The following is a 12,689-nucleotide window of genomic DNA, read 5'->3' on the forward strand; positions in this document are numbered from 1 at the left end:
ACGTCGTCGGCATGGCACTTCGATCACTTTCCCGGACACCTTCCGCAACGAGCGGGCCCGGCCGCGGCCCCACATCCGACGGCCGCGTGAGCCACCGCGAGGCCCGCGGGCGGGCGCGGCGCAGACGCGCGTCGGCGGGGACGAGGGCGGACGCGGAGGCGGTGCGGCTGCGGGCGGAGAGGCTTTTCGTGGAGCCGGAGCCGGAGCCGGAGCCGGGGACGGGGACGGGGACGGGGCCGGGGCCGGGGCCGGGGGCGCGGGCGCGGGTGGGAGCGGAGTCGCGGTCGCAGGGGCGGTCGGAAGCTCGGCTACCGGCTTCGTCAGGGTCGTTGCCGCGCTCGCCGCGGTGGGGTGTGGCGGCTGCCGATGCGGCGCTGGTGGAGGGGGGCGGCTCGGCTGTCGGCGGTTCCGTCGGGGGCGGGTCTGTGCCGCGCGTGCGTGAGCCGCGCGTGCCTGTGCCCGGGTGGGCGCGGGAAGCCGAGGCGGACGCGGAGGGGAACGCTCCGGACACGCATGCGGGTCTGGACACGCACGCGGATCTGGACGCGCATGCGGATGTGGACGCGGAGGTGCAGCCGGGACCGCCCTCGAGGCGGGAGCGGGTCGGACTCGCCGTGCGGGACCGATTGCCGTGGTGGCTGCAGACGCGGTGCGGTCTCGAACGGCGCGGCGTCACCGCACTCGCCGTGGTCCTCCTCGTCGCCGCGGTCTTCGCCGCTCAGCACTTCTGGACGGGCAGGGCTCAGCCCGTGCGGCCGCCCGACGTGGTGCGTGAGGCGGGCTCCGCCGCCGGACGGGGCGCGGAACCGGCTCCCTCGCCGGGACCTTCGGCGCAGGCGGCGGGTCAGGGCGGGCCGGGCGGTGCGGCGGCCGGTGGCGGGGCCGCGACCAAGATCGTCGTGGACGTCAGCGGAAAGGTCCGTCACCCGGGGGTGCGCCGGCTTCCTGCCGGGTCGCGGGTGGCCGACGCCCTGCGGGCCGCCGGTGGGGTCCGACCGGGCACAGCGACGGAGGGGCTCAATCGCGCGCGGTTCCTCGTGGACGGTGAGCAGGTGGTCGTGGGCGGGCCCGCGACGGCGGCCGGGGCCGGCGGAGGGGGTGCCGGAGCGGGCGCCGGTTCAGCAGGGGCGGCAGGTGGCGCGGGTGGAGGCGCGGGAGGAGGCGCAGGAGGTGTCGCCGCCACCGGTCCGATCGGGCTGAACACGGCGACGGCCGAGCAGCTCGACCAACTGCCGGGTGTCGGGCCCGTGTTGGCCCAGCACATCCTCGACTACCGCGCCGAGCACGGTGGATTCCGCTCGGTCGAGGAGCTCCGCGAGGTCAACGGCATCGGCGAGCGGCGATTCGCCGATCTGCAAGATCTCGTACGGCCATGACGCGCGCGGCGGTTCACCTCGCGTCGGGCCACCGCCTCGGCGCCTCGCACCCCCGGCAGGAGGGCCCCGCCGACCTCCGTCTCGTGCCGCCCGCTCTCGCGGCATGGGCCGCGGCCGCCCTGATGCTGGACGCCCCGGCCCGGTGGGCGGTGATCACGGTGGCGGGGTGTGTGCTGGTGGCCGGAGTCCTACTGGTGACGTGGACGGCCCGCGGGCGAGTGCCGGGCGGCGAGAGGAGGCCGCAGAGCCGTGGGTGGCACGGGCAGGTGCCGGGGCAGCGGCAGTGGGGGCGGCTTTCGGTGGCGGCGGTTCTGCTCTGCGTGGCCGGGGCGGCGGGCTCCGCGGCGCTGCACGGGGCGGATCTGCGCCGGGGGCCGATTCCTGGGCTGGCACGTGAATATGCCCAGGTGGAGGTCGAGTTGGAGGTTACCTCCGACCCTCGGCGCACCCGGCCCCGGGTCGCCGGGGCGCACACGATGCCGCCCGCTGTCGTCCTGGACGCCGAGGCGGTCCGCGTCACGGAGGCGGACGGTGCGTCGACGGTGACGCGCACTCCGGTCCTGGTCGTGGTGAGAGGGGAGACGGCGGGCTCGGCGAAGGGCGCGGCTTCTCGGGGTTCACCGGGGTCGTTGCATCCCCCGGGGCCCCCGCGCTCGTGGGCAGGGGCTTCAGGCGGCGGTCCAGGCGGGGCGGCTGGGGAGGCTGGGGAGCAGGGGGCCGAGTCCGATCAGGGCCCCGGGCCCGATGGCGCCTGGCTCAGGCTGTTGCCGTCGACCCGGCTGAGGGTGCAGGCCCGGCTGGCCCCGCCGTTGCCGGAGGGGGACAGGGTGGCCGCGGTGCTCAGGGTGTCCGGTGAGCGGGTGCCGCGGGTGGTCGGAGTCCCGTCCGGTACGCAGCGGCTGGCCGGGAGGCTGCGCGGCGGCCTGCGTGCGGCCACGGATGGATTGCCGGCCGATGCGCGGGCGCTCATCCCTGGTCTCGTCATCGGGGACACCTCGCGTGTTCCGGCCGAACTGGACCAGGCCTTCCGGGCGACCGACCTCACGCATCTGCTCGCTGTCAGCGGGGCGAACCTCACGCTCGTGCTCGTCCTGCTCATCGGGCCGCAGGGCACTGCCCAACGGGTCGAACGGCGCGGCTTGGCACCCAAGTTGGGCCTTTCGCTCCGTGCGACGGCGCTGCTCGGCGGAGCGCTCACGCTCGGGTTCGTGATCGTCTGTCGGCCCGACCCGAGCGTGCTGCGGGCCGCGGCCTGCGGACTGATCGTGCTCCTCGCCCTCGCCACCGGCCGACGCAGATCCCTCATCCCGGCGCTGGCCACGGCGGTCCTGCTGCTGGTCCTGTACGACCCGTGGCTGGCCCGGAGTTACGGCTTCGCGCTCTCCGTACTCGCGACCGGTGCGCTGCTCACCCTCGCGCCTCGCTGGGGCGCCGCGCTGCGCGGGCGAGGCGTGCCGCCGCGGTTGGCCGACGCGCTGGCGGCAGCGGCCGCGGCGCAGGTGGTGTGTGCGCCCGTCGTCGCCGTCCTGGCGGCCCGGGTGAGCCTGGTCGCGGTGCCGTGCAATCTCGTCGCGGAGTTCGCCGTCGCGCCTGTCACCGTGCTCGGTTTCGCGGCGCTTGCCGTAGCACCGGTCGCGATGCCGGTGGCCCAAGGGTTGGCCTGGGCTGCGAGCTGGCCCGCTGGGTGGATCGCGGGGGTTGCCCGCACAGGGGCGGCGCTTCCCGGGAGCGGGGTCGACTGGCCGGGCGGCTGGGGCGGAGGCTTCCTGCTCGCGCTCGTCACGGCGGCCGTTGTCCTGGTGGGGCGAAGGTTCGTGCGGCACCCGTGGCTGATCGTGGCCTGTGCTGTCCTGCTCTTCCTGGTGGTCGTTCAGCCTCCGCCCGTCACACGGGTGATCGCGGGCTGGCCGCCTCCGGGGTGGCGTCTGGTGATGTGCGATGTCGGGCAGGGCGATGCCATGGTGCTCGCCGCGGGTGAGGGGGCGGGGGTGGTGGTCGACGCGGGGCCTGATCCGGTGGCGGTCGACCGGTGCCTGCGTTCGCTCGGGATCACGCGTGTGCCCCTGATCCTGCTCACCCACTTTCACGCCGATCATGTCGCGGGGCTGCCGGGGGTGTTGCGGGGGCGGGAGGTGGGGGTGATCCAGACGACGGGGTTCCAGGAGCCGCCGGGGCAGGCCGAGTTCGTGCGGGAGCAGGCGGCGGCCGCGCGTGTTCCGGTGACCCGGGCCGAGGCGGGGGAGCGGCGCAGGGCGGGCCCGCTGGACTGGCAGGTGCTCTGGCCGCTGGGACCGTCAGAGCCGTCACCAGGCTCGGGAGGCCCAGCGGGGCTGGCAGGCTTCCCGGGCTCTCCGGGCTCTCCTGGCTCCGCGGGCTCTCCGGGGCCTCCGGGCTCTCCGGGCTCACCAAGCCCAGTAAGCGGCTCACCGGGCGCACCAGGCCCAGCAGGGCGACCGAAGCCGCCTGGACCGTCGGTTGTACCGGTGCCGCGGCCCGACGGGCCGAATGACGCGAGTGTGACGTTGCTCGTGCGGACGGGCGGACTGACCCTGTTGCTTCTCGGGGACCTCGAACCGCCCGCTCAGCGGGCCCTGCTGCGCACCCCGGCAGCCGCTTCGCTCACCTCGGTGGACGTGCTCAAGGTCGCCCACCACGGCTCGGCCCGGCAGGATCCGGAGCTCTTGCGCAGGGCGGCCCCGCGCCTGGCGCTCGTCTCTTGCGGCGCCGACAACTCGTACGGACATCCCTCGCCCGTCACGCTCGCGGCGCTGCGGGCCGGGGGAGCGGAGGTGCTGCGCACGGACACGAAGGGCGCGATCGCGGTGGTGGCATCGGGACGGCGGTCGGCACCACGGCTCGAAGTGGCCACCCGGCCGCCCTAAGACCCCGGCCCTCGCCCCCCGGGGTCGCCGCGCCTCAAGGCCTACTCGCTGGCCGCCGCGCCTCAAGGCCTACTCGCTGGCCGCCGCGCCTCAGGCCTCCCCGCTGCCGCCCTGCCTCCGGAGCACGGGCTACCGCGGGGAACCCCCTCTCCGAGCTGGCCTGACCGGAGACTGACCGGTCACGGACCGGACACTGACCGGCCTGAACAGAAAGGTGGTGGTGAGCAATTCGGGTTACTCGCGACACTTCCAGCGCAACGCCAGCATTCCCGTGATCTGGGTCCGTGTTGCGCCTAAAGCCGCAACGGTGATCGAATGCCTATTCGTTGCAGTTTGCAGATGTTGTCAAGTATCGCGGGGATGTGTCGCAGGGTGTTCGGCCGTTGGCTGGGAAACCGTATGAATCGGGCCGGACGGACGGGGCCCTTGTCGGCGCTCACGGTTCCGTCGAGTGCGGGAGTACTCAGCTGCCGGGTGCTCGACCCGGTCAATGAACCCGTGCGGAACGCCGAGTTCGCGGTCAGTGACGCCATGGGGCGCAAGATCGTGAGCGGGGGCACGGACCCGTACGGCTCGTTCGTCACTGCGGTCCCGGCCGGGGAGTACCGGCTCGCGGTCTCCGCGGAGGGGTTCACCCCGTACCGGGCGAGCGCCACGGTGGGGGAGAACGCGCACGCCTCGATCGGTGACGTCATGCTCCAGGTCGCCCAGCCTCCGGCGTTGCCCGAGCCCGGCGACTGGGAGATCGACCCCCTGCACTCCTCGGTCGGCTTCACGGCCCGCCACATCGGGCTCGCGCGTATCCGCGGCCGGTTCAACACCTTCGCGGGTGCGATACGGATGGGCGAGCGGATGGAGGACTCCGCGATGCACGTCGTCATCGACGCGGCGTCCATCGACACGGCGGTCGCGATGCGCGACGACCATCTGCGCTCCGGTGACTTCCTCGATGTGGCGCGCTTCCCCACGATGGAGTTCTACAGCGAGCGCTTTGTGCACAAGGGCGGCAGCCGCTGGGCGATATCCGGCGGCCTGACGTTGCACGGGGTGACGCGCACGGTCACGCTCGACACGGAGTACCTCGGGGTCGGCAAGGGGCTCCAGGGCGAGACCCGCGTGGCCTGCCGCGCCAGTACCGAGCTGCACCGCGACGACTTCACGATCACGTGGCAGACGATGCTCGCGCGCGGCATCGCGGCCGTCGGACACAGCATCACGATCGACCTCGACATCCAGGTCATTCCCAAGAGCTGACCGCCTCCGGCCGTGGACGACCGTGGGCCGCCCCGCCGCCCCGCCGCCCCGCCGCGGCGTCCGCTACGGAGCTTCCAGCCAGCCCTCGTGTTCGGCCGCGAGGGCGTCGAGCGCGGCCGGGTCGAGGCGGGACTCGGGGTCCTCGACCACGACCAGCCACTGGGCGTCCTCGGCGTCGTCCTCACCGGCCAGCGCGTCCCGGACGAGCTGCGGCTCCTCGGCCACGCCGAAACGGTCGGGAAGCTCTTCCGCCACCACCTCGGCGGCGTCGCGGTCGGGCAGGACAAGGACATGTCGTACGTCGGTCACGAGCCCATTCTCCGACATGGGGCGGGGCCGCACGGCACGGGGCGGGCCGTGCGGGGCGGGCTGTCAGTGCCGCGTGGGATGCTGGTCCGCGATGGCCAGGAAGACAGCAAACGACGATCCGCTCGCTCCCCTCACGCTCGCCGTGGGGCAGGAGGACCTGCTCCTCGACCGCGCCGTGCAGCAGGTGGTCGCGGCCGCCCGGGCGGCCGACGCGGACACGGACGTGCGCGACCTCACCTCCGACCAGTTGCAGCCCGGCACGCTCCTCGAGCTGACCAGCCCGTCGCTCTTCGCCGAACGCAAGGTCGTCGTCGTGCGGAACGCGCAGGATCTGTCGGCGGACACGATCAAGGACGTCAAGGCGTATCTCGGGTCGCCCGCCGAGGAGATCACGCTCGTCCTGCTGCACGCGGGCGGCGCCAAGGGCAAGGGCCTGCTCGACGCCGCGCGCAAGGCGGGGGCCCGCGAGGTCGCCTGCCCGAAGATGACCAAGCCCGCGGACCGGCTTTCGTTCGTGCGGAGCGAGTTCCGCGTCCTGGGCAGGTCGGCGACCCCCGAGGCGTGCCAGGCGCTGGTCGACTCGATCGGCAGCGATCTGCGGGAGCTGGCCTCCGCGGTCTCCCAGCTGACGGCGGACGTCGAGGGCACGATCGACGAAGAGGTCGTCGGGCGGTACTACACGGGGCGGGCGGAGGCCTCCAGCTTCACTGTGGCGGACCGGGCCGTGGAGGGCCGGGCGGCCGAGGCGCTCGAAGCGTTGCGCTGGTCGCTGTCGACCGGTGTCGCCCCCGTCATGATCACCAGCGCCCTCGCGCAGGGTGTCCGGGCGATCGGCAAGCTCTCCTCCGCGCGCGGAGGGCGTCCCGCCGACCTCGCCCGTGAGCTGGGCATGCCGCCCTGGAAGATCGACAGGGTGCGGCAGCAGATGCGTGGCTGGACCCCGGACGGCGTGGCCGCGGCGCTGACCGCGGTCGCGGCGGCTGACGCGGGGGTCAAGGGGGGCGGTGACGATCCCGAGTACGCGCTGGAGAAGGCGGTCGTGGCTGTCGCCCGTGCGGCGAGGTCGCGTCGCTGAGCTTTCGCGGTGTCCACCGGCCGGTGGATCCATGGCGGGTTCAGGTTCCGTGTCCGCCCGTGTGCGGGTGCGTTGTGGCTGGTCGCGCAGTTCCCCGCGCCCCTGGGGGCATGCCGTGTTCGCCCGTCTGCGGGTGCGTCGTGGCTCGTCGCGCAGTTCCCCGCGCCCCTGGGGGCATGCCGTGTTCGCCCGTCTGCGGGTGCGTCGTGGCTCGTCGCGCAGTTCCCCGCGCCCCTGACCGGCACCGAGCCGCCCCGCACCGAGCCGCCCCGCACCGAGCCGCGCCCCGGAACAACACCACGCCAACCACAGCACGGCCCCCGGCCACAGCACGGCCCCGGACACAGCGATGCCCCCGGAGTGGGCCGGGGGCATCATCGCAGCGTGGCGTACTGCGTGGTCTGTCCGCGATTCGAGGTAGAGGGCTCGAATTACCCTCGCGGGAAGGATTGATCAGCGCCCCGGCGAACCGGGGCAAAGGCTTCAGCCCTTGAGGGACGCGGCCTTCGTCGCAAGCGCCGACTTCTTGTTGGCGGCCTGGTTCTTGTGGATGACACCCTTGGAGACAGCCTTGTCGAGCTGGCGCGTGGCCTCACGCGTGAGCTCGGCAGCCTTCTGGGCGTCACCGGCGGCAACGGCCTCGCGGGCCTTGCGGATCGCCGTCTTCAGGGAAGACTTGACCGCCTTGTTGCGCTGACGCGCCTTCTCGTTGGTCTTGATCCGCTTGATCTGGGACTTGATGTTCGCCACGAAAGAGCCTTTTCAGGTTCAGGTACTGCAGAGGTACTGCAGATGAGTGTTATGACACGCGCCTCGACGCTTGAGAGGGCTACGAGACACAGCTGTCCACGGTACCAGCCGCCGTCGGACCGGCCCAAACCGAGCGCAGTGCTCCACCCATGGGACGATGGAACCTACGTATAGATCCGACCCGAGGCGACAGGCGCCTCAAGAGACAGGACCCTGCGTGCCCGCGACCCCTAAAAATGTGCCCGAGCCGAGCCGTACCGATCCGGCGCTGATCCGCAATTTCTGCATCATCGCGCACATCGACCACGGCAAGTCCACGCTCGCCGACCGCATGCTGCAGCTCACCGGCGTGGTGGAGCAGCGGCAGATGCGTGCTCAGTACCTCGACCGCATGGACATCGAGCGCGAGCGCGGCATCACGATCAAGTCCCAGGCGGTGCGTCTGCCCTGGGCCCCGAGCGAGGGCCCGGACCAGAGCAGGACCCACATCCTCAACATGATCGACACCCCGGGCCACGTGGACTTCACCTATGAAGTCTCGCGTTCGCTCGCGGCCTGCGAGGGCACGATCCTCCTGGTCGACGCGGCTCAGGGCATCGAGGCGCAGACTCTCGCCAACCTCTACCTGGCGATGGAGAACGACCTCAAGATCATCCCCGTACTGAACAAGATCGACCTGCCGGCCGCCCAGCCGGAGAAGTTCTCCGAGGAGCTCGCCAACCTCATCGGCTGTGAGCCCGAGGACGTCCTGAAGGTCTCCGCGAAGACCGGCATGGGCGTCGAGGCGCTGCTCGACAAGGTCGTCGCCGAGATCCCGCCGCCGGTGGGCGTCAAGGACGCCCCGGCGCGCGCGATGATCTTCGACTCGGTCTACGACTCCTACCGCGGCGTCGTCACGTACGTACGAGTCGTCGACGGCCAGCTCAACAAGCGCGAGCGGATCCGGATGATGTCCACCGGCGCCACGCACGAGCTCCTTGAGATCGGTGTCTCATCTCCTGAGATGACCCCGGCCGACGGCATCGGCGTCGGTGAGGTGGGCTACATCATCACCGGCGTGAAGGACGTCCGGCAGTCCAAGGTCGGTGACACGATCACCTCCCTGAGCAAGGGCGCGACCGAGGCCCTGGGCGGATACAAGGACCCGAAGCCGATGGTCTTCTCGGGTCTCTATCCGCTGGACGGCTCGGAGTACCCCGACCTGCGCGAGGCCCTCGACAAGCTGCAGCTCAACGACGCCGCGCTGGTCTACGAGCCGGAGACCTCGGCCGCGCTCGGCTTCGGCTTCCGCGTCGGCTTCCTGGGTCTGCTGCACCTCGACGTGATCCGCGAGCGCCTGGAGCGCGAGTTCGGGCTCGACCTGATCGCCACCGCCCCCAACGTGGTCTACCGCGTGATCATGGAGGACGGTACCGAGCACACGGTCACCAACCCGAGTGAATTCCCCGAGGGCAAGATCGACGAGGTGTACGAGCCGGTCGTGCGCGCCACGATCCTCGCGCCCAGCGAGTTCATCGGTTCGATCATGGAGCTGTGCCAGAACCGGCGCGGCGTCATGCTCGGCATGGACTACCTCTCCGAGGACCGCGTGGAGATCCGCTACACGCTGCCCCTCGCGGAGATCGTCTTCGACTTCTTCGACCAGCTGAAGTCCAAGACGCGGGGTTACGCCTCGCTGGACTACGAGCCCACCGGCGAGCAGTCCGCCCAGCTCGTCAAGGTCGACATCCTGCTCCACGGCGACAAGGTCGACGCGTTCTCGGCGGTCACGCACAAGGACCAGGCGTACGCGTACGGCGTGCGGCTCGTCGCCAAGCTGCGCGAGCTCATCCCGCGACAGGCCTTCGAGGTGCCCGTCCAGGCCGCGATCGGCTCCCGGGTCATCGCCCGCGAGACCATCCGCGCCATCCGCAAGGACGTCCTCGCCAAGTGCTACGGCGGTGACATCTCCCGTAAGCGCAAGCTCCTCGAGAAGCAGAAGGAGGGCAAGAAGCGGATGAAGATGGTCGGCTCCGTCGAGGTGCCGCAGGAAGCCTTCATCGCCGTGCTCTCCAGCGACGACAGCGGTGGCGGCGGCAAGGCCAAGAAGTAGCGGCCGTTCCCACCCGTCGGGTGCACCGGGTCGCACCGGTGGCACCCCGCACCGCGCACAGGGCGCCCGTCCGATCCCCGGACGGGCGCCTTTCGCGTCACACTCCGCGGCGTCCGGACGCGGCCGCCACCCTGGTCACGGCACGCGAGAAGGGGCCCGCGGCGCTTTCGGGCGGCGGGCCCGTTCCGTATGGGTGTCTGTAGAAAGTGACAGGCAGCTGCCCCTTACGCGCCGGGCGTCGGAGCTCTACTCTGATCACCACTCGTAGGTTACTCGCAAGTTAAACAAGTAGCCGCAGGGGCATCAGAGCAGAGCAAGACGCAGATCCGAGAAGCAGACGTAAGAAGCAGCCGCCAGCCAGTTCGCCGCACTGTCGTGGGCCCGGAGGATGTCGTGAGCGACACACAGACCTTGATCGAGAACCGTCCGCCCTCCGTGGCGCATCTCTTCGTGGAGCGCGTGGCGGCCACTCCGGACGCCGAGGCCTATCGCTACCCCGTCCCGGCCGCCTCCGGCGAGGGGCCCGACGAGTGGAAGTCGCTCAGCTGGTCGCAGGCCGCCGACCGCGTGCACGCCATCGCGGCGGGCCTGATCGAGCTGGGCCTGGAGTCCGAGGACCGCGTCGCCCTCGCCTCCTCCACGCGCGTCGAGTGGATCCTCGCCGACCTCGGCATCATGTGCGCGGGCGCGGCCACCACGACGGTGTACCCGCAGACCAACGCCGAGGAGTCGGCGTACATCCTGGCCGACTCCGGCAGCCGGGTGCTGATCGCGGAGGACGCCGCGCAGCTCGCCAAGGCGCGGGCGAAGCGGGCCGACCTGCCGGAGCTGCGGCACGTCGTGGTCCTTGACGCCGAGGGCGCGGCGCCCGCCGAGGGAGACCCCGAGGGCTGGGTGCTCACGCTCGCCGACCTGGAGGCCCGCGGCGCCGCGCACCTGGAGAAGAACCCCCAGCTGATCAAGGAGCGGATCGCGGCGATCACCGCCGGTCAGCTCGCCACGATCATCTACACCTCCGGCACCACCGGCAAGCCCAAGGGCGTGCGCCTTCCGCAGGACAACTGGTCGTACATGGCCAAAGCCATCGCGTCGACCGGGCTGCTCGGCCCGGACGACGTGCAGTACCTGTGGCTGCCGCTCGCGCACGTCTTCGGCAAGGTGCTGACCTCCGGGCAGATCGAGCTCGGGCACGTCACCGCGGTGGACGGCCGCGTGGACAAGATCATCGAGAATCTTCCGGTGGTGCAGCCTACGTACATGGCCGCCGTGCCGCGCATCTTCGAGAAGGTCTACAACGGCGTCGCGGCCAAGGCGCGGGCCGGCGGCGGGGCCAAGTACAAGATCTTCCAGTGGGCCGCCGAGGTCTCCCGCGAGTACGCGAAGGTCAGCCAGGACAACTTCCGCAGGACCGGCACCGCATCGGTGCCCTTCGGGCTGCGCGCCAAGCACCGCACGGCCGACGCGCTCGTCTACTCCAAGCTGCGCGAGGCCTTCGGCGGGCGGCTGCGGGCGGCGGTCTCCGGCTCCGCCGCGCTCGCGCCGGAGATCGGGTACTTCTTCGCCGGTGCCGGCATCCACATCCTGGAGGGGTACGGCCTGACCGAGTCCTCCGCGGCCTCCTTCGTGAACCCCGGTGAGGCCTACCGCACCGGCACCGTCGGCAAGCCGCTGCCCGGCACCGAGGTGCGGATCGCCGACGACGGCGAGATCCTGCTGCGCGGCCCCGGCATCATGGAGGGCTACCACGGGCTTCCGGAGAAGACGGCCGAGGTCCTGGAGTCCGACGGCTGGTTCCACACCGGGGACATCGGCGAGCTGTCCGTCGACGGCTATCTGCGGATCACCGACCGCAAGAAGGACCTGATCAAGACGTCGGGCGGCAAGTACATCGCGCCCGCCGAGGTCGAGGGCCAGTTCAAGGCCGTGTGTCCGTACGTCTCCAACATCCTCGTGCACGGCGCCGACCGGAACTTCTGCACCGCGCTCATCGCCCTCGACGAGCCCGCCATCCTGGACTGGGCCAAGGAGAACGGCCAGGAGGGGAAGTCGTACGCCGAGGTGTGCGCCGACCCGGCCACGGTCGCGCTCATCGACGGCCATGTGCGGGAGCTCAACGAGGGCCTGCAGCGCTGGCAGACCATCAAGAAGTTCCGGCTCCTGCCGCGCGACCTGGACGTCGAGCACGGCGAGCTGACGCCCAGCCTGAAACTGAAGCGGCCGGTCGTCGAGCGGGAGTACAAGCACCTCATCGAGGAGATGTACGCGGGATCCCGCGAGGCCTGAGACCGGCCCCGCGCGGGGCCCGAGCCCGTCGGGCCGGGCCCGGAGCGCCGTACATGTGCTGTCCGGCGGACGGGGCGTGCTGTCTAGACGTCCCGTCCGCGGCGCATTTCCTGCACCAGTTCCTCCATGTGTGTCACGTGGCGGCGCAGCTCCAGAACGTCCCCCAGGCTGCTCGCGGCCATATGGGTCTCGATCGCGGAGAGACGCGCGGCCAGCTCGTCGAACTGGCGCTGCTCACGGGCCAGTATCCGCTCCAACTGCCGGTTCTTGCGGTGCAGTTCGAGGAACACGGTGACCTTGGCGCGCAGCACCCACGGGTCGAAGGGCTTGGTGAGGTAGTCGGCGGCGCCCGTCGCGTAGCCGCGGAAGGCGTAGCCCGCGTCGTTGTCGGTGCCCGTCAGGAAGATGATGGGCACGTCCTTCGTCTGGTCGAGCCGTTTGATGTTGGAAGCGGTCTCGAAGCCGTCCATGCCGGGCATGCGGACGTCCAGGAGGATGACGGCGAATCGTTGCCGCAGAATCGCCTTCATCGCCTCCTCCCCCGAACGGGCGCGGACCAACGGCTCGTTCAGTGACCCCAGGACAGCTTCGAGTGCCATCAGGTTGTCCTCCATGTCGTCGACAAGGAGGATGCTTGCGCGGTTGTCGGTCGTGGCCTCAGCGCTCAT

General features: G+C 71.4%; 9 protein-coding genes. 6 read left to right on the forward strand and 3 right to left on the reverse strand.

The features are described 5' to 3' along the window. The first annotated feature begins 11 nt into the window (after nucleotides 1-11). The 3 genes from ACFVYL_RS10680 to ACFVYL_RS10690 all read left to right on the forward strand — a co-directional run bounded on the left by ACFVYL_RS10680 (nucleotide 12) and on the right by ACFVYL_RS10690 (nucleotide 5,512). On the forward strand, nucleotides 12-1,376 hold the full coding sequence (locus ACFVYL_RS10680; protein ID WP_389714448.1) for a helix-hairpin-helix domain-containing protein: 1,365 nt from the start codon (nucleotides 12-14) through the stop codon (nucleotides 1,374-1,376). Beyond that, nucleotides 1,373-4,258, forward strand: coding sequence for a ComEC/Rec2 family competence protein (locus tag ACFVYL_RS10685; RefSeq protein ID WP_389714449.1), 2,886 nt, complete (start codon nucleotides 1,373-1,375; stop codon nucleotides 4,256-4,258). The genes ACFVYL_RS10680 and ACFVYL_RS10685 overlap by 4 nt, the downstream gene beginning before the upstream one ends. 372 nt (nucleotides 4,259-4,630) lie before the next feature. Further along, nucleotides 4,631-5,512, forward strand: a complete 882-nt coding sequence (locus ACFVYL_RS10690) for a YceI family protein (protein WP_389714695.1) — start codon at nucleotides 4,631-4,633, stop codon at nucleotides 5,510-5,512. A gap of 63 nt (nucleotides 5,513-5,575) precedes the next feature. Here ACFVYL_RS10690 and ACFVYL_RS10695 read toward each other — a convergent pair whose 3' ends face one another. Next, nucleotides 5,576-5,839 (reverse strand): hypothetical protein, encoded by a 264-nt coding sequence (locus ACFVYL_RS10695; protein ID WP_389714450.1) that lies wholly within the window; start codon nucleotides 5,837-5,839, stop codon nucleotides 5,576-5,578. Nucleotides 5,840-5,912: 73 nt separating this feature from the next. On the opposite strand from ACFVYL_RS10695, the gene holA reads away from it, so the two are divergent. Next, complete coding sequence (gene holA, locus ACFVYL_RS10700; RefSeq protein WP_389714452.1) at nucleotides 5,913-6,896, forward strand: DNA polymerase III subunit delta; 984 nt, start codon at nucleotides 5,913-5,915, stop codon at nucleotides 6,894-6,896. A gap of 483 nt (nucleotides 6,897-7,379) precedes the next feature. On the opposite strand, the gene rpsT is transcribed toward holA, so the two are convergent. Beyond that, nucleotides 7,380-7,646: a 30S ribosomal protein S20 gene (gene rpsT / locus ACFVYL_RS10705; RefSeq protein ID WP_030783448.1), complete on the reverse strand. Its 267-nt coding sequence runs from the start codon at nucleotides 7,644-7,646 to the stop codon at nucleotides 7,380-7,382. A 217-nt stretch (nucleotides 7,647-7,863) separates the two neighbouring features. Here rpsT and lepA point away from each other — a divergent pair, with 217 nt between their 5' ends. Further along, nucleotides 7,864-9,738: a translation elongation factor 4 gene (gene lepA, locus ACFVYL_RS10710; RefSeq protein ID WP_389714453.1), complete on the forward strand. Its 1,875-nt coding sequence runs from the start codon at nucleotides 7,864-7,866 to the stop codon at nucleotides 9,736-9,738. Between the two features lie 393 nt (nucleotides 9,739-10,131). Continuing rightward, a complete protein-coding gene (locus ACFVYL_RS10715; RefSeq protein ID WP_389714455.1) occupies nucleotides 10,132-12,021 on the forward strand; it encodes an AMP-dependent synthetase/ligase in 1,890 nt (629 codons plus the stop codon). Nucleotides 12,022-12,104: 83 nt separating this feature from the next. Here ACFVYL_RS10715 and ACFVYL_RS10720 read toward each other — a convergent pair whose 3' ends face one another. Further along, nucleotides 12,105-12,689, reverse strand: a complete 585-nt coding sequence (locus tag ACFVYL_RS10720; RefSeq protein ID WP_389714457.1) for a two-component system response regulator — start codon at nucleotides 12,687-12,689, stop codon at nucleotides 12,105-12,107.

The sequence above is a fragment of the Streptomyces sp. NPDC058308 genome (assembly GCF_042880275.1).
GTDB lineage: Bacteria > Actinomycetota > Actinomycetes > Streptomycetales > Streptomycetaceae > Streptomyces.

What these genes read in the sequence shown, in the direction of transcription:
- ACFVYL_RS10680 (WP_389714448.1), top strand. Translation starts at nt 12, where the DNA reads ATGGCACTTCGATCACTTTCCCGGACACCTTCCGCAACGAGCGGGCCC.
- ACFVYL_RS10685 (WP_389714449.1), top strand. Translation starts at nt 1,373, where the DNA reads ATGACGCGCGCGGCGGTTCACCTCGCGTCGGGCCACCGCCTCGGCGCC.
- ACFVYL_RS10695 (WP_389714450.1), bottom strand. Translation starts at nt 5,839, where the DNA reads ATGTCGGAGAATGGGCTCGTGACCGACGTACGACATGTCCTTGTCCTG.
- holA (WP_389714452.1), top strand. Translation starts at nt 5,913, where the DNA reads ATGGCCAGGAAGACAGCAAACGACGATCCGCTCGCTCCCCTCACGCTC.
- ACFVYL_RS10720 (WP_389714457.1), bottom strand. Translation starts at nt 12,689, where the DNA reads ATGAGCGCTGAGGCCACGACCGACAACCGCGCAAGCATCCTCCTTGTC.